This window comes from Mycolicibacterium sp. XJ2546 (assembly GCF_053483195.1).
The window spans coordinates 245613-262749 of record NZ_JBEFRW010000002.1 but is presented as its reverse complement, the minus strand read 5'-3'; the positions used below and the strand labels follow the sequence as shown (position 1 = coordinate 262749).

Below are 17137 nucleotides of genomic sequence, written 5' to 3'. Positions count from 1 at the left end.
ATGTCCATAACCGACACAGTCGAGCTGACCGAGAATTCGGCGTCTGCACCGGCCGACGAGCAGGCACCAGAGGAAACCGGCGGGCAAACCTCGACTATCGAAGAAACCGATGAACCGGCGAAGCGATCCGCCACTTCCCGACGGGTCTCGTTATCGCTGCGCACCCTGATCACGGCGATTGTGTTCATCCTGCTGGCCGGCACCGCGGGTGCCCTGGGGTGGCTGTACATCGGTGTTCGAGGCCAATTGCACGCGCAGGCACAGGCCACCGCCGACCGAGAACGCGCGCAGCAGATCGCCACCGAGTACGCGGTGAACGCCGCTCAAATGGACTATCAGAATTTCGGCGAGTGGAAGTCGAGGCTGGTTGACGGGACTTCACCCGAACTGAAAGAGAAGCTGACCAAGGCCGCCGACTCGATGGAACAGTTGCTGGCACCCATGCAGTGGACGTCGACGGCGCGGCCGCTGTCTGCGATCGTCAAATCGGATGCGGGCGGCGTCTATACCGTCGATGCGTTCGTCAGTGTTTTGACCAAGACGGTGCAGGCGCCCGAAGGGCTGCAGTCGACCGCGACCTACAGCATCACGATCGACAGTCGGAAGGACTGGCTGATCACCGACGTGGGGGGAATTGACGCCGCCCTCAGAGGCAGCGGCGGGTGACCATGAGTGTTTCACTGCGCGGTAGTCTCGCGGCGGCGGGCGCCCTGGCCGCGTTCTGCAGTGCCTTGCTCGTCGGCGGACCGGCCGCAGCCGTGCCGTATGAACCATACGACCCGGCAACACATTTCGATCAGCCGCAACGGCTCCCAGTCGTGACGCCCGCCCCCAGCGACTGGCAACCGAAGTTTCCCCCGCCCTTCGACAAGACCCGACAGTTCATAACGGATGCAGACATCAACGCTGAGCGAGAAATGTGTCAGTGGTACACCGCCCAGTACAAGGCGATCAAACGTCACATCGCCGGGCTGAACAATGCCGTGATACGGGCTAATGGCAACTGGGACGCCGATGGCATACCGCAGCAGGCCGGCATCGTCACGGCCAATCTCGATCAATCGATCGAGTTCCTGAACCCGCGCGTCGATGCACTCACCCGAAGCTTCGATCGCGCCGGCGACATGTATTTCCCGCTCTACCAAGGCGATAGCTTCCATGGGCTGTGGCAGCAGATGTTCAATGTAAGCAACGGAATCAAAGCCCGACAGCCCACCTGGTTCAGCGGCCCGTCCTACCACCAGATGCAGTTCTGGGGCAGCAAGATCAAACGCTCCCACGTCTGCCGCTGACCCCGATTCACAAAGGAGGCGCCCGTGCACAGGGCCCGTACCATCGCAGCGTTGGCCGCGGTTGTCGTGATAGCTGCCGCGCCGGTACCTGCCTGGGCCGGAACGGCACCCAGCGTGACACAGGTCATCGAGCAGGCGCGGAACGCTTCCACGTGCAGTCCGTTGACCTACAGCCCCGAGCTCGAGCGTGCCGCGGAGATCATCAACAGGTCGACCTCCGACTACCTCGACCACACCGGCGAGAACATTCCGGCCGACGACCCGCACCCGATGCCGATACTGACGGAGCTCGGCATCGAGGCCGAGAACGTTCATTCGCTGCAGGGTGCCGGCCATGCCGAGGCAGATGCCATTAAGGGCCTGACTCTGCAGGGATACAAGACGATTCCCGACTGCGCCTATACCGAGTTCGGCACCAGCGGACTCTACGAACCCCAGTCGGGATACTTCCTTGTCGTCGCAGTGTTGGTGCAGAAGTGAGCGCAGCCATGAAACCACTGGGCAGGGCCGCGTCTCGAATCGCGACAGTTTGCCTGGCCGCGGTGTGCGTTCCGGTAGTGGTTAGCCCAGCGGCAGCATGGGCCGAGGATTTCGTCACCTATGAGGTTGTCTCCGACAGCGTCGGCGTCGCCAATGTCGAATACCAGACCAGCACGGGCCGCATAGCGGCGAGATCGGTTGCGCTGCCGTGGCGGGTGGACGCACCAGTGCATACCTTCGACGGCCCGCCGCCGAATGGCAGCCAGGTGCGCGCTGATTGGCGGCCGGTCGCCGCTCCCAGGCGGTGGGTCTCTGTGCGCATCATCCACCAAGGAAAGGTCATCTGCCAGAGCACTCTTGATATCGGCAATGCCACCTGCTATGGCAATGTGCCACGTATTTCGTAGTGTTGCCGCCTGATTCAGATAGGAATAGCCGTGAAGCGTCTCTACAGTGTTGTGGCGGCCCTGATCGCCACCATCGCAGCAGTCAGTAGTCCTGCCTCGGCTCAAGCCGACCCGGACCCCAAGCCGGCCGAGTCGGTCATCGATCCTTTCCCCGACATCAGGTATTACGATGTGGTGGATCCCGCGGCATACGTGCTCCCGGGAGGGGTGTGGTTCGTCGCGCCGGGAGGCCAGCACTGCGGCATTTGGGGCCGCGGAAATTTCGGCTGCACTGGTGATATCCCCGGCGCCCCAGACGGAGTGAGGCATATCGGTTGGATAAACGGGGACCGTGCCGTCCACTACGACTGGTCGATGGCGGTCAGATTCCCTGCGACTCGAGCCGACAAACCCCTGCCACCGCACGGGAAGATCACCCACGAGGGGACCAGTTGCGCTGTCACAATGGACAGCAGAGCTTACTGCGAGCGGGGACCCCTTCGTTTCGTCATGGAGCCCAGCAAGACCTGGCTGTCGGCGGCTTGGATGGACCTGAGCTGGATAGAGCGCGGACCTGCATCATGTAGTCCGCCGGGTGGCGGGCCCTGTTACAGCTGATTAATGGTCACATAACTACCAAACAATGTATGGTTTTGTGGAATGATGACATTTACCTCACTTGCTGTCGCGTCGGTACGGCAGAACCACAATCCGACGGAAACCCGCTAGTGAGCCCTACCCGGGGCGCGAACAACCTTTAGGAGCACACATGGCTGCACCCACAGAGCCGTTCTCTGCCAACGATGAACTTCCCCACCCCGTTGGGCCGGACCCGTTGTGGCAGGAGAGCGTCGTGTTGATCTGGTGGGATGCGGCCGCCGGCGTCGGCGGCTTTCATCGCATCGGTCACGAGCCGGGACGGAACATTTCCACGAGCTGGGTCGGCATCCACACCCGCGATGGCGAACGCTTCACCCAGCATGTGAACATGCCGCTCTCAGACGGTGCCCGGGCAGACACGGGATTTTGTGTCGGTGATGCGTATCAGGCTCGATTCGAGAACGGCCATGCGGTCTGGACCATCCGTGAGGACGACTGCGAAATGGAGCTCGTGGCAACTGATTACACACCGCGTTTCGACCTGTTTCGCGCGGGCGGTACCGTCACCGACGACTTCGCGCCGGGGCACCTCGAAGCCGCCGGCCGGGTCGAGGGACATATCCGCCTCGGCGGACGGCTGACTCAGATCAACGGGTTGTGCTATCGCGACCACAGCTGGGGAAAGCGCGACTGGACAACCCTATTGAGTCACCGTTGGATTGCTGGAACGTGCGGCCCTGAACTCACCTTCAACGCGGCCTCGTGGCACGCCGTTGACGGTTCGTTGCGCAGCTTCGGCATCGTCGTCCGTGATGGCGTGGTCACTTACGCGGATGCGGTCGACCTGCTGGTGTTCATGGAAACGGATGCGACGACACACCGCGGCGGCCTCGCCGCCTTCGAATTGCCCGACGGCGAACGCATCCGGATAGACATCCAGACGCCAATCGGTGGTGCGTTGACACTGCACAATGGTGTGGCATGCATCGACGAGCTGTGTGAATTCGAATACCGCGGCAAGACCGGCTTCTGCGACCTCGAGATCACGACCAACCCGCGCGGGGGAACGGAACCGGTCACCGCGCTGGTCCGCGCGACCCAGCAAAGAGGACTGTCGCGACGCGAGTGGGCCACCGAGGACCTGCTGAGCCCACACCGGAGAGACTCATGACGGCCCCAGGTCACATCACCGCGATAGACGACCAAGCAGCGCGCGCGTACCTACTCAATGTCGCAGATACGCTGGGACGTACTGTCATCCCCGCACTCGATGGCGCCGCGCTGAGCCGCGCGAAGGACTGCTTGACGATCCTGGCGAGGCTGGCCGTGCAGCTTACGGCGCCGAATGACGGCGCCCAGCAACCGCTGCAGTTGCTCGCCGAACTCGACACCTTATCGGGCGGCGAAGCCGTTGAGGCCGACGGTGCAGTACTGGACGCTGAGGAGGCCGTCGCCGCCAAAGTTCGCGGCGACGTCGCTACATCCGGTGACGGGGGCCAGCGCAGCTTCGACCGCGACGGCCTTGAGGGTTTCCTGCGCGCACACTCTATCGGCGGCGAGGCGACAAGGATCGTCGACGCGCGCCCACTGGCCGGCGGGCGTTCCAAACAGACCGTACTGCTGCGCCAGCAAGGGGCCGCCGCACTGCCGGAACGCTTTGTGCTGCGGCAAGACTGGGCCAATTCGGTGGTGGGTACCTCGGTGACACCGGAATTCGAGGTACTTCGACGGCTGCACGCGGCCGGCCTGCAGGTACCGGAGCCGTACTTGCTGGAATCCTCTGACGAGGCGCTCCGCGCACCTTTCCTGCTGGTGGGCCATATCGAGGGTCACATCGAAGGCGACGTCTTCGATCCGCCGGCTTCGGAGAACCTCGCATTGCAGTTCGCCGTTCAACTCGGCCGTCAACACGGGCTGGGCGACGCTGCTTTCGACGGTCTCGATGGCCTCGATGGCCTCGTCGAGCGCAGCTTCACCCCGGACCAACTGCGGAGCGAGCTCGAAACTTTCGAAGCAATCATATCCGAGCTAAGTGAGCCGAACGCGACAATTGCGGCTGCGCTCGACTGGACCCGACGTCACATCGACGACGTCACAGGACCACGTGTGCTGGTGCACGGTGACCTAGGCTTTCACAACTTCTTGGTGTACGAAGACAACCTCACCGGGGTGTTGGACTGGGAACTTGCGCACCTGGGCCATCCTGCCGAGGATCTTGGATACATCCAGGGATGGGTGCGAAAGATGCTGCCGTGGGAGCAATTCATGGCGGCCTACCATCGCGCAGGCGGACCGCAGTCGTCACAGGCTGCGCTCGACTTCTACACGCTGTGGGCGGGCCTGCGGCTCTACTCGATGCTTTTGCAGGCACGCGCTGCCATCGTCTCCGGAGCCCTGCTCGACTGCGAGGTCACGATGTGCGTAGTGGACTACACACCCAAGTTGTTGCACCAGACTTCAGTCGCGTTGCGCGAGATCCTCGCCAGGAACTAAGCCGGCGCTTACCGTCAGCAGATGAGGTCGAGGGCGGCACGCGCGATGCTGTTCGCGTCGATCCCATGGTGGCGATAGACATCGTCGAGGTCGCCGGACTGGCCGAAGCGGCTGACACCCAGCGCCGCGCCCGCGACGCGATTCACATTGCTCAGGAACGCCAGGGTGTGCGGATGTCCGTCCAGAACGGTGACCATCGGCGCGCGCCGCTTTACGGGAAATGCCTGCTCGAGAATCCAGGTGGGGGCCTCGCAGAAGCCGCGACGCGCCTGCACTGCCTCGAACAGCAACCCGGGGCTGGTGACACAGACGACATCGGCGCCGATGCCCTGCCGGCGGAGACTTTCGGCCGCGGTCAGGGTTTCGGTAACCATCGCACCCATCGCAACCAGCGTCACCGCCGGCTCCGTCGCCCGTTGCAGCGGATAGGCCCCGGCGATGACCTGACGCCGGCGCCGCTCGCGCGCCGCCGGATCGGTCGGTACCGCACCCAGAGTCTGATCGACGGGGCGGGTCGACAACCGCAAGTACGATGAACTACCGCCGGGCCGGCCCATGCGGGCCAAGCAGGACAACAAGATCCATTCGGTATCGACGGCAAATGCCGGCTCGTAGCTGATACATCCAGGCTGTTCGAGCCCGACCGACGGGGTCTTGATCGACTGGTGTGCGCCACCTTCGGCAGCCAACGTCACGCCTGACGGCGTCCCGACAAGTATCGACTGCCCGCTGGCATAAATGCTGAAGGACCACGGCTCCAAAGCACGTTCGACAAACGGATCGTAGAGCACACCAATCGGATACAGGGTCTGGCCCCAACGGCTCCAGGTCGCGCCCAGTTCACCGATCAGGCCCACGAGATTTGTCTCAGCGATCCCGAGTTCGATGTGCTGCCCGGTCGGCTTCTCGCGCCAGTGTAGGAGAGTTTCGCCGTCGTCGTCGAACCAATTACGGCGCTCAATCAGCGACCACACGCCCACCTTGTTCACCCAGCCGGCGAGATTGGTTGTCGAGCTCACATCGGGGCTCACGGTGACGACCCGCCCGGCGACGTCGGGCGCCTCCCGGGTGAGATCCAGCAGAGCGCGACCGAACGCGGCTTGCGTTGTGGTCACCCCGGACGGTGTGCGCCCGAAGTCACCAGGGACCGGCGGGGGTGTTGGATCCGAAATCTGCGGACGTTGCAACCGCTTCCGCGTCGCGGCACACAGCCGTCCCGCGGGGGTCTTGTCGTCGAATCGCCGCCACGGATGGTCCGGATCCATCGCCAGGGCGTCGGCGAGTTCCTCGTATTGGGCCACTGACAACAGTGACGAATGATTCTGCGGATGTCCCTGTGTCGGCAGACCATATCCCTTGATGGTGTAGGCGAGAATCACTGTCGGGCGGGTGTCGTCGATCTGCGCGAACGCCTCGCGCAACCGATCCAGGTCGTGGCCGCCCAGATCCCTGACCGCCGCCGACAGGGTTACGTCGTCGAGATCGGCAATCAGCCGCCTGATCTCGGCGCTGTCGCGCCCTTTCCCCGGCAGCACGTCCCGCAGCTGGTCGGGGTCATGTCGCAGCAGCCGTTGATACTCGGCATTGGGCATGGTCAGTATTCGGTCCCGCAACGCTGCTCCCCCGCGACGGGTGAACAGCGATTCCAGCAACCTGCCGAACTTGCAGGTGATCACCTGCCAGCCGGCGGCGCCGAACATCCGCGCCAACCGCTCTGCGGCTATCAGTGGAACGACACGGTCCAGCGACTGCCGGTTCATATCCACGATCCAGACCAGCTCGCCCAACTCGGCTACGGCAGGATCGAGAATCGCCTCCCATACCGCCCCCTCGTCCAGCTCGGCATCACCGACCAGGGAGTACTGTCGGCCCAGCGTCGCACCCGCCGACCGGTCGTCTCGGACGATCCCGGCGGCGTCGCCGAACCTGAAATGAACGTAACGCCGCGCGATCGCACCCCAGATCGGAGCTGTCGCCCCGATTCCGACCGAGCCGGTCGAATAGTCAACCGGGTCCGGGTCTTTGGCCCGGCTGGGATAACTCTGTAGGCCACCGAATTCGCGAAGCGTGGTCAGATGCACTTCATCGAGCTCACCGATGAGATAGTTGATCGCATGCAGGACCGGGGATGCGTGCGGCTTCACCGAAACCCGGTCTTCCGGCCGTAGTTGACCGAACCAGAGCGTCGTCATGATCGACACCATCGATGCCGAGGAAGCCTGATGGCCACCGACCTTCAAACCGGACGAATTGTGCCGAACCCGGTTGGCGTGATGGACCATCGCCGTCGACAACCAGAGCACCCGCCGCTCGATTTCCGACAGCACGTCGGCATCGGGGGGATGGGAGCCGAGGCAAATGGAGGGAACTGCGGTGGTGCTCACCGAACCGCCCGGATCACCCGCTGTGCGGCGAGTTCCGCCGAGGCCGCACATCCGTTGGTGCTCGATGCGCTCATATAGTCCCCTGCCAGCTGGACCCGAGACCGATGATCGATCAGGTCGACGAGGTCCTGAACGTAGGAGTACATACCGGGGTAGCTGCGGATGACGGCGGGTTGCCACCGCTCGATGTGGCTGAACTCCACATCGCGGGACACCCCTGGCAACACCTTTTCGACGGACTGGAGCATCTGCGCGGCCAACGCGTCGTCTGCGATGTCACCGCGCTCCTTGCACCAGCTACCCAACCAATAGGTGCTGACGATTCCCTTGTCGTGCGGCGCTGCGCATCGACTGTAGTTGTGCGGCAGGACAACTACGCATAGGCCGTGATCCAGCGACGCGGGCACCGGTATCACCATCGCTTCTTCGTCCGGCTTACGCGACAACGCGAAGTGCGCGGCGTAGGCCGTCCCGTACTCCAGACGGTCGCGCAGAATGTCCTGTTGACCGGCATTGAGCTGAGGAAACAATTTCGGCACTTCGGTGGCCGGGGTGGCGATCACACAGGCATCCGCCACGATGGTGGACTCGACCCCGTCGACCGCGTACGTCACGACGACATCGGTGTCACGCTCGGTGACGTTGACGGCTTCGGCATCCGTGACGACATCGAGTCGACCGGCAATCGCATCGACGACGAATCCGATGCCCCCCTGGTAATTCATGAATCCCGAACCGACGAAGTTCACCGCGGCAAAGAAAAAGTCGACGACGGAGAGCTCGTGTGATTCGGCGCAGTACAGGGCCCTCAGCATCGGGTTGACCAGAAACTCTTCGAGTTCCGGGGTCAGTCGGCGTTCACAGTATTGTGCGGCCGTCTCGATGTCGAAGCGCGCTGCGGCACCCAGGTTTTCGTAGCTGAGGTACTTCTTCATCCGTAGGCCGTCGATCACCAGGTTTCGTGCGGTGAGCTTGCTTCGTACGGACAGTAGATCCGTACGGAGACCATCGGCCACCATGGCAGCACCGGTAGACCGGATGCGATGCAGCCAGCCCCCTCTGGGGATTGCGAGCAGGCCTTGGACGTCGTCGATCTCTGCCGACAGGTTGAGTTCGCGGATCAGGCCCCTGATCGCCGCATACGACGACGGCAGGATATTGGCCGCTCGATTGATCGTGAATCCGCTTCGGCGGATACTGCTCATCTTGCCGCCGACTGTCGGTTCTCGTTCCAAGACTGTGACCGCAAACCCCTCGCGGTGTAGGCGAAACCCTGCGGCCAATCCGGATATGCCGGATCCGATGACGACCGCCCTCGGTCGTGCGTTGCCAGACATCAGTGCTCTTTCCGTAGTATTCGCACCAGCTCGCCAGCAGCTCGCTGCCCCGCGCCGACACTGGCATTGATACTCGTCTGCGCGTGGTAATCGCCCGCCAACTGAATGCGGCGATCGCGTCGGCTGCGCTCCGCGAATGCACGCAGGTCGGCGTAGGTCCCCGGCCGGCTCGCGACCAAAGCCTGCGACCATCTCGAAACACACGATTCCCGCACATCCTCGCACCAGCCCGGGAAGAGGTCGTTCACCGCCTGTCGGGTGGCGGCGACAATGGACGCGTCGTCGTCACCCCAGTGCCGCCGGGACCACTCACTCGTCCAGAAAGCGGTGAGAATACCGGCGTTGCGCGGCACACGTCCTGGCGCGAGATTGTGACCGAGCGCGACGACGGGCAGGTCCGGTTGGGCGGACCGGGGCACCAAAACCATCGAGGACTCTTCGGCCGGTGCGCGCCCGACGCCGACGTTGACCACAATCGACGACGAGTAGTCCAACGCCTCGAGATAGGTACGACGGTCGCAATCAAGCGCGCTGTGTATCCGCACGACGTCGGGTGCTGGAATGGCAAGGACCGCGGCGTCGAAACACCGCCGGTGTTCGCTACCGCCGGCCCGCCAACTCACCTGCACGCCCTGATCGTCCTCGACAACCCCGTCGACTTCGGTCTCCAGGTGCACATTCAACCCGCGTGCGGCACGCTCGGCGAAGAATGCAACACCGTCCCGATGGGTCCATAGGCTGTTTCCCACCAGGAGTGCTTTCGCGGCGGCGAACAGATCCACGACCGATGTCCGCTCCGGCTCCACCAAGAACAGCGCCCGGGTAAGCGGCGCAAGAAGATAGTCGAAGACCTCCCCGGAGAACCGTGACTCGGCGTAGTCGCGCACCGTCTGGGTGTCGAACGGTGCGGCGGTGGACAGATCTATCGGGTTGATCGCCCGATACATTCTCGCCAGATCCACGCCGAACCGCCACAACGACACTTTGGAGGATGTGCTGAGCGCGCCGAACCGCAACAGACTCCGCGGCTGCCGGCGCCGGATCCGCTCGATGCTTCCCTGCCGGTACACACCGATGGTCGCCCCGCGCTTTTCGATCTCGTCCTCGACGTTCAAGCTCTGCAGCAGCGACCGGACTTCACGGCTGGTCGACGGCAACGCACCGGCTCCGGTGTCGAATCCGAAGCCGTTGCGCCAGACCGTGCGTGTCCGCCCGCCCACGGCATTGGACTTTTCGAACACCGTGGTCTGAAATCCAGCGCGGTTCAACCGGTACGCGCACGCGATTCCGCCGACACCGGCGCCGATGACTGCGACCTGCGGACGTACACCCATCAAGAACTCACTGCGGTCCGGTCGGTGTGCCGCTCCACCTGCGCCCTGCGCGTTGTCCGCGCGGCGAATGCCGCCGACAACTCACACGGTGCCTCAACGACCGGGCTGCCGCGTAGATCCGGGTCATACCGAATCCGGTGGAACATGTTTGGGTACACCGACCTTTCCGAGATCCAATTTAATCCAACACTATACGGTTAGTGCGGCCGTCGTCGATGCCCATTCGGAAAATCCGCCCTGATGTGGTGAATGCCGTGTAATGGGCCGCCAACCTGGCTGCCCTATGAACGTTCCACTCAGAAGCTGCAACACCGAATGGCGGGCCAAGACGGCTGAGGTATCTTGATGTTCCAAACAGTGTTAGATATTGTGTTTTGCGGGCTCCCCGCCCCATATCCACGTTGAGGAGTCGTCGCGATGCAGTTCAACCACCACTCTCCCGAGTTCGCCACCCACTGGCGTGAGCAGTATGCCGAGATGCGCGCGAAATGCCCTGTCGCACATAGCGACGAATTCGGGGGCTTCTACATCGCGACCGACTACAGTTCCGTCCAGCAGATTCTGCACGATCCGCAGAACTTTCGCTGTGGCCGCGGCCTTGATGTCGGTACCGGTGAGACCATTCCCGGCGGGGTAACCATTCCGACGAACCCCGTTCGAATGGGCATGATGGAGATGGATCCGCCCCGGTCCCAGACGTTACGCAAGATCATCGCCGGCCGGTTCAGCAAGAAGGCGGTCAACGACTACGCGCCGCGCATGCAGGCGCTGGTGTCATGGTGTGTGGACCGCGTGATCGAGAGAGGGTCAATCGATTTCGTCGACGACCTCGCGAATCCGACTCCCGCCCTGATCACGGTCGATTACCTGGGTCTACCGCTGACGAACTGGGAGTTCTACGCGACGACGCTGCACAAGGCGGCATACCGTGAGAAGGGCTCGGCCAGTGCGGTCGGGGAAATGCTGGACGACATCCGTGCGATCGTGCGTGATCGGCAGTCGCAGCGGCGCGGTGACGACAGCGTGATCGAGCAACTCCTCGACGGCCAGGAGGACGGTGAACCGATCAGCGAGGACATCGCCGTCGAGATGATCTTTATGCTGCTCAACGGCGGCATCGACACGACCACCGCGCTGATTGCCAATAGTTTCCTCTTCTTCGATGAGCATCGAGACAAGTGGGAATGGCTGCGCGAGGACCTCAGCCGCGTCCCGGCTGCCGTCGACGAGTTGATCCGGTATACCAGTCCGAGCACCGGTGTGGCCCGTACTGTCGCCAACCCCGTGACGGTTCATGACGTGGACCTCGAACCCGGAGACCGCGTCCTGCTGGCGTTGGGTTCGGCCAATGCCGACCCGGAGGTGTTCGACGACCCCGCCGAGGTCCACCTGGATCGGCAACGCAACCGCCATCTCTCGTTTGGTTCAGGCATGCACCGCTGCATCGGGACATATGTCGCGGTACAGGAGATGACCCTGCTACTGCGCGAGGTCCTGCGCCGCCTGCCCGACTATCGAATCCGACGTGACAAGGTGGTCGCCTACCCCACCGTTCCGCTGGTGAATGGCTACATCGCCATGCCGGCAACGTTTACCCCCGGCCCCAAGCTGATGGGCGGGGTGCTTGCGGACGATCTGCCCTACCCCCTCGACAGGGTGGCGACGTGACAGCCGAACCCGTTGCCGCTGATCAGCCGAACAGCGGCGCACTCAAGGGCTTACGCGTCCTGGAAGTCGGACACATCATCGGCGGACCGTTCTGCGGGCATCTGTTCGCCGACCACGGCGCCGAGGTTATCAAGATCGAACCACCCGGCGTTGGCGACCCCATGCGGACATGGGGCGGCTTGTACAAGGGGGTCGGGCTGTACTGGTCGATCATCGGGCGTGGCAAGAAGTCCGTCGAACTCGACCTCCGCACGGCGACGGGGCAATCGACGTTCCGTGAACTTGCCCGCACCGCCGATGTGGTCGTCGAGAACTTCCGGCCGGGCACGATGGAGCGCTGGGAACTGGGATTCGAGAAATTGCACCGTGAAAACTCCCGGCTCATCATGGTTCGAATCACCGGATTCGGCCAGACCGGGCCCTACCGCGACCGGGCCGGCTTCGGATCGGTCGCCGAGGCGATGAGTGGCTTTCGGCATCTCTCTGGCGAACCGGACCGACCACCCGTGCGAGTCGGCATCTCGATCGGTGACGCGCTGGCCGCCACCCAGGGCTTCACTGGTGCGCTGATGGCGCTGTGGGCGCGCGACCGTCCCGGAGGACTGGGCCGCGGCCAGGTAATCGACGTCGCACTGTACGAGGCGATGTGGATGTACATGGAATCCACCCTCGCCGAGTACCAGAAGCTCGGCAAGATCCGCCAACCGACCGGCGCCCTCCTGCCGGGCGTGGCACCGTCGAATGTCTATCCTTCCCGCGACGGCCAGTGGATCATCATTGGCGCAAACCAAGATTCGGTATTCCGACGGCTTGCCACACTGATCGGCCACGATGACTGGTTGGCAGAGGATTCCCCCTATCTCACCCACACCGGCCGCGGCGCCGCGCAGACGGAACTCGATACCGCTATCGCGATGTGGAGCGCCCACCTCGACGCCGCAACGGCATTGGCGCAACTTGCCGAAGCCGGCGTGCCAGCCGGTCCTATCTACAAAGCTGACGACATCGCCGCAGACCCGCACTATGCCGCACGCGAAATGATCATCCATCTGCCCGAGCCCGGACTAAACGGCGAGCCCGTGGCGATGCCGGGAGTGGTGCCGAAACTCAGCTCCACACCGGGACGAGTGCGTCGCGGTGCGCCGCGGCTCGGCCAGCACACAGCCGAGATCATCAATAGACTGCAGCACAACGACGTCCAATCCGCTACAACCGAATCATCAGGAGCCCCCCACTGTGACGTCGCATCACCCTAACGTCGGTCCGCTGGCGGGAATCACCGTGCTGGACGTCAGTGCACTCGGCCCCGGCCCGTTCTGCTCGATGATGCTCGCCGACTTTGGCGCGGAGGTCGTCAGCATCAGCCGGCCCGGGCCCCGCGATAACTTCGATCCGTCCCAGTTCTTCTCTCGAGGCAAGCAGTCGATCGTCGTCGACATCAGAAGGCCGGACGGCGCGCAGTTGATCCGGCACATGACAACTCAAGCCGATGTCTTCCTGGAAGGCTTCCGACCCGGGGTGATGGAACGGCGTGGGTTGGGCCCCAACGAGTTGATGGCCATCAGTTCCAGGCTCGTCTACGCCCGACTGACCGGCTACGGGCAAAACGGGCCCCTATCACAGTCGGCGGGCCACGACATCAACTACCTGGCGTCGGCGGGTCTTCTCGGCACGCTGGGTGACGAACAGAACGGACCCGCCATACCACTAAATCTACTCGGAGACTTCGCTTCTGGATCCATGTCGACCGTCCTGGGTATCACCCTGGCGCTCATCGAGCGGCAGGCGACGGGGCGAGGCCAAATCGTCGACGCGGCGATGGTCGACGGAGCCGCTGCGCTGTTGTCGGCGCAGCTCGCCGAATTCAGCGCAGGCCTTTGGCACGGGCCGGGCACATCGTTGCTCAGCGGCCGGGCACCGCACTACGCTGCGTACCGTTGCTCCGATGGAGGATGGTTCGCCGTCGGAGCCATCGAAGACCGCTTCTACGCTCAGATGGTTTCCACTCTGGGTCTGGACATCAACGAACTGCCCGACCGATCGGATCGAGCGAACTGGGATGATCTTCGCGACATATTCGCCTCCTGTTTCGCCGCGCGAACACGTGCTGAGTGGACAAAGGAGTTTTCTGTCGTCGACGGGTGCGGTAGCGCCGTCCTGCGACTGGACGAGCTTGCGGATGATCCCCACCTGCAAAGCCGAAAAACTGTGTACCGTAACGGTAACCTGCTTGAGCCAGCTCCCGCGCCTCGCTTGTCGGGCTTCGCACCTCCGGTTCGTCAACGGGTGGCAGCCATCGGCCAGGACACCAGAGCGGTGCTGCGCCGCTTCGGGGTCCGCGACAGCCGCATCGACGAGCTCGAACGACAAGGCGTGGTCGAGCAGGCCGACTCCTGACCGCCACAGCGGCTGACGCGCTCAGCCCTCCGTTGTGATGGCAGATTCGGGGCAGGCCAGTACCGCCTCATCGACTTCGTCCCTAAGGTGCTCTGGGACAACGGATTCTAGGACCCGGCCCTTGCCGTCGTCGTCCATGCCGAAGACGTCCGGGCAGATCGTCACGCACCGGGCGTGTCCCTGGCACCGTTGATCGTCGATCGTCACCTTCACGGCCGCACCTCCATCTCAACAACCTGTTCAACCGCGTCCGACCGACGAACCGGCATGGAAACGCAGATTAGCAAACGTCGTTCGGTTTTGTCTAAAGGGATATTTCGGCATGGAAACGCCCAACCGAATCCGCTTTCACCTTGTAAAATCCAACGTTGATCGTTTACGCTGGTACGGTCGGATCGATATCAGGAGCGGACATTTGACCACCACGCCCCCAGCGCCAGAAGACATCCTCGACCACTACGACATGTGGGCTCCGGACCACGAGGCCGTCAAGTGGGACGTCTTCGCCTACGCGCGACGTAAATGCCCGGTGTTTCACACGTCGGCCGACGGCGGAGGTCAGTACGTGGTCACCCGGTACCAGGACGCACGCAGGGTGCTGGAGGATACCGAAACCTTCTCGTCCACAGGTGTGAATCCACGTGGCGCCTCGCCGGTGCCGCTGAATCCGCTGGATGCCGATCCGCCCTTCCAGACCGAACTGCGGCGGTTGTTGAATCCCCTGTTCACCCGGACGTACCTGCTGCGGTACGAGCCCGAACTACGACGCGAGGCGCAGGCGCTGATCGACGGCTTCATCGACAAGGGTGAGTTCGACTTCATCGAGGACTACGCCGCGCCGTTTGTCGGTAACGCCCTGGCCAAAATTGCGTTCAACGAACAAGACCCGGCCAAGATGGCGCAGGCGGCATCCATCGTGATTCGGGTGGCCGCCGAGGCCACCGATGAAGCGTTCTTCGAGCTCGCGGTACTGGCTGGCCAGTATCTCGCCGAACGAGAAGACAATCCCGTCGACCGTGACGATGTTCTCAACGCGGTGACCACCGGCACAATCGGCCCCGACCATCGGCCATTGACCGAAGACGAGCGGTTGGGCGTGATGACCGTGTTGTTCCTCGGTGGCCTGGACACCACCCGCGGCGCCCTGGGATCGATCGCCTGGCATGTCGCCAATGAACCCGACCTCGAACAGCGGTTGCGCGATCCACGCTGGGTCCGCCAAGATCTGGACGAGTTCATCCGGCACTCATCTCCGGTTGGGTGTCTTGGACGTCGCATCACCAAAGACGTCGAAGTGGCTGGCACCCATCTCGCCGCCGGTGAGCAGGTTCTGATCCGATACGACTCGGCCAACCGGGATGAGGACCAGTTCGAGAACGCCGACCGCCTGGAATTCGACGTCCGCCGGCCCGGCAACATGGGGTTCGGCTTGGGCATTCACCGCTGTCTGGGTGCGCACTTTGCCCGGATCCAGATCGCGATCGCGTTCGACGAACTGTTCAAGCGGCTTACGAACATGCGCCTTGTCGATCCCGCCGATGTCCGATGGGCGGCGGGAATCGCCAACGGTCCCGAACGGTTGCGTGTGAGATTCGATCGGTACGCGGGTTCGGAAGCGAACTGAAGTCGGCAGCCCACCACGTTGAGTACGCCGAGCCGCGCGTCCTAGCCGCGGTTGGCCAGCTCGCGCAACGCCAACTCGGTTGTCGGCCAATCCATGCACTTGTCGGTGACCGACTGCCCGTAGGTCAGCGGACGGGCCTCGGCGGCTTGGGCGCCACCGACCAGGAAGCTCTCCAGCATCACGCCGCTGACCGGCACCCCGTCGCGGACCAACTGTGCGACCTCGGCGGCGACGGCGGCCTGGCGGACGTGGTCCTTACCGGAGTTGGCGTGGCTGCAGTCGACCACTACCCGACCGGGTAGACCCGCCGCGGTGAGCTTGGCGGCGGTGGCGCTCACCGACTCGGCGTCGTAGTTGGGCCCGCCGGTGCCGCCGCGCAGGATCACGTGGCAGTCGTCGTTGCCTGCGGTGTTCACCAGGGCGCCGCGGCCGGTGTCGTCCATACCGAAGAAAACATGTTGGGCCGCAGCGGCTTTCACGCCGTCGACCGCGACCTGGATGTTGCCGTCGGTGCCGTTTTTGAACCCGACGGGCATCGACAGCCCCGACGCCAGCTGGCGGTGCACCTGCGATTCGGTGGTGCGGGCACCGATCGCGCCCCACGCGACCGCGTCGGCGATGTACTGCGGGCTGGTCGGCTCGAGGAACTCGCATCCCACCGGAAGCCCGATGTCGATGACCTCGAGCAGCAGTTGGCGCGCGATGCGCAGACCGCGGGCCACGTCGAAGGTGCCGTCCATCCCGGGATCGTTGATCAGACCCTTCCAGCCGATCGTGGTGCGCGGCTTCTCGAAGTACACCCGCATCACGATCTTGAGCTGATCGCGTAGTTCCCCGGCCACCTTGGCCAGCCGGCTGGCGTAGTCGAGTGCCGCGACCGGGTCGTGCACCGAACACGGGCCAACCACGACCAGCAACCGGTCGTCCCGGCCTGCCACGATATCGGCCACCTCGTCGCGGTCGCGGGCCACCCGCTCCGCACGCCGGGCACCGAGCGGGAACTCGGTGAGCACATCGTGCGGGCTGGGGATCTCGCTGAAACTGCGGACGCGCCGGTCAGACGTGGCAGGCGGGGTGGCGGTCTGCGCCAGGTTCATCTCGGTAGTGCCTTTCTTGACTGGGCACCTGGGTGAATCTCCGGC

The 17137-nt window shown here is 63.6% G+C and carries 16 protein-coding genes; 11 read left to right on the top strand and 5 right to left on the bottom strand.

All coding sequences use genetic code 11. The features are described 5' to 3' along the window. From ABQE44_RS04800 to ABQE44_RS04770, 7 genes are all read left to right on the top strand, one after another. Positions 1 to 666, top strand: a complete 666-nt coding sequence (locus tag ABQE44_RS04800) for a hypothetical protein (protein WP_448392906.1) — start codon at positions 1 to 3, stop codon at positions 664 to 666. Positions 667 to 668: 2 nt separating this feature from the next. Beyond that, a complete protein-coding gene (locus ABQE44_RS04795; RefSeq protein ID WP_448428787.1) occupies positions 669 to 1292 on the top strand; it encodes a hypothetical protein in 624 nt (207 codons plus the stop codon). 24 nt (positions 1293 to 1316) lie between these two features. Further along, positions 1317 to 1772, top strand: coding sequence for a spore germination YkwD domain-containing protein (locus ABQE44_RS04790; RefSeq protein WP_448392905.1), 456 nt, complete (start codon positions 1317 to 1319; stop codon positions 1770 to 1772). A gap of 8 nt (positions 1773 to 1780) precedes the next feature. Beyond that, positions 1781 to 2179 (top strand): hypothetical protein, encoded by a 399-nt coding sequence (locus ABQE44_RS04785; protein ID WP_448392904.1) that lies wholly within the window; start codon positions 1781 to 1783, stop codon positions 2177 to 2179. Positions 2180 to 2251: 72 nt separating this feature from the next. Then, on the top strand, positions 2252 to 2776 hold the full coding sequence (locus ABQE44_RS04780) for a hypothetical protein (protein ID WP_448393133.1): 525 nt from the start codon (positions 2252 to 2254) through the stop codon (positions 2774 to 2776). Positions 2777 to 2927: 151 nt separating this feature from the next. Further along, on the top strand, positions 2928 to 3929 hold the full coding sequence (locus ABQE44_RS04775; protein ID WP_448392903.1) for a DUF7064 domain-containing protein: 1002 nt from the start codon (positions 2928 to 2930) through the stop codon (positions 3927 to 3929). After that, complete coding sequence (locus ABQE44_RS04770; RefSeq protein ID WP_448428541.1) at positions 3926 to 5251, top strand: phosphotransferase family protein; 1326 nt, start codon at positions 3926 to 3928, stop codon at positions 5249 to 5251. The genes ABQE44_RS04775 and ABQE44_RS04770 overlap by 4 nt, the downstream gene beginning before the upstream one ends. A 14-nt stretch (positions 5252 to 5265) precedes the next feature. On the opposite strand, the gene ABQE44_RS04765 is transcribed toward ABQE44_RS04770, so the two are convergent. From ABQE44_RS04765 to ABQE44_RS04755, 3 genes are read right to left on the bottom strand one after another with little or no spacing between them, the layout of a single operon-like run. After that, positions 5266 to 7686 carry a thiamine pyrophosphate-binding protein gene (locus ABQE44_RS04765; protein ID WP_448428539.1) on the bottom strand — a complete coding sequence of 807 codons (2421 nt, stop codon included), beginning with the start codon at positions 7684 to 7686 and terminating at the stop codon, positions 5266 to 5268. Then, complete coding sequence (locus ABQE44_RS04760; RefSeq protein ID WP_448428537.1) at positions 7632 to 8972, bottom strand: protoporphyrinogen/coproporphyrinogen oxidase; 1341 nt, start codon at positions 8970 to 8972, stop codon at positions 7632 to 7634. Before ABQE44_RS04760 ends, ABQE44_RS04765 begins: the two co-directional genes overlap by 55 nt. Then, positions 8972 to 10306, bottom strand: coding sequence for a protoporphyrinogen/coproporphyrinogen oxidase (locus ABQE44_RS04755; RefSeq protein WP_448392899.1), 1335 nt, complete (start codon positions 10304 to 10306; stop codon positions 8972 to 8974). Before ABQE44_RS04755 ends, ABQE44_RS04760 begins: the two co-directional genes overlap by 1 nt. Positions 10307 to 10723: 417 nt before the next feature. Between ABQE44_RS04755 and ABQE44_RS04750 the strand changes: the two genes are divergently transcribed. Genes ABQE44_RS04750 through ABQE44_RS04740 form a run of 3 tightly spaced genes read left to right on the top strand, consistent with a single transcriptional unit; the run spans position 10724 to position 14371 of the window. After that, entirely contained in the window at positions 10724 to 11974 is a 1251-nt protein-coding gene (locus ABQE44_RS04750) for a cytochrome P450 (protein WP_448428535.1), read from the top strand. Beyond that, a complete protein-coding gene (locus ABQE44_RS04745; RefSeq protein ID WP_448392897.1) occupies positions 11971 to 13230 on the top strand; it encodes a CaiB/BaiF CoA transferase family protein in 1260 nt (419 codons plus the stop codon). The genes ABQE44_RS04750 and ABQE44_RS04745 overlap by 4 nt, the downstream gene beginning before the upstream one ends. Continuing rightward, positions 13112 to 14371: a CaiB/BaiF CoA transferase family protein gene (locus ABQE44_RS04740; protein ID WP_448428533.1), complete on the top strand. Its 1260-nt coding sequence runs from the start codon at positions 13112 to 13114 to the stop codon at positions 14369 to 14371. The genes ABQE44_RS04745 and ABQE44_RS04740 overlap by 119 nt, the downstream gene beginning before the upstream one ends. A 21-nt stretch (positions 14372 to 14392) precedes the next feature. Here the strand turns inward: ABQE44_RS04740 and ABQE44_RS04735 are convergent, their stop codons facing one another. Beyond that, complete coding sequence (locus ABQE44_RS04735; RefSeq protein WP_448392895.1) at positions 14393 to 14584, bottom strand: ferredoxin; 192 nt, start codon at positions 14582 to 14584, stop codon at positions 14393 to 14395. Positions 14585 to 14786: 202 nt separating this feature from the next. On the opposite strand from ABQE44_RS04735, the gene ABQE44_RS04730 reads away from it, so the two are divergent. Next, on the top strand, positions 14787 to 15995 hold the full coding sequence (locus ABQE44_RS04730) for a cytochrome P450 (protein WP_448392894.1): 1209 nt from the start codon (positions 14787 to 14789) through the stop codon (positions 15993 to 15995). Positions 15996 to 16036: 41 nt separating this feature from the next. Here ABQE44_RS04730 and ABQE44_RS04725 read toward each other — a convergent pair whose 3' ends face one another. Next, positions 16037 to 17092, bottom strand: coding sequence for a 3-deoxy-7-phosphoheptulonate synthase (locus tag ABQE44_RS04725; protein WP_448392893.1), 1056 nt, complete (start codon positions 17090 to 17092; stop codon positions 16037 to 16039). Between the last annotated feature and the right edge of the window lie 45 nt (positions 17093 to 17137).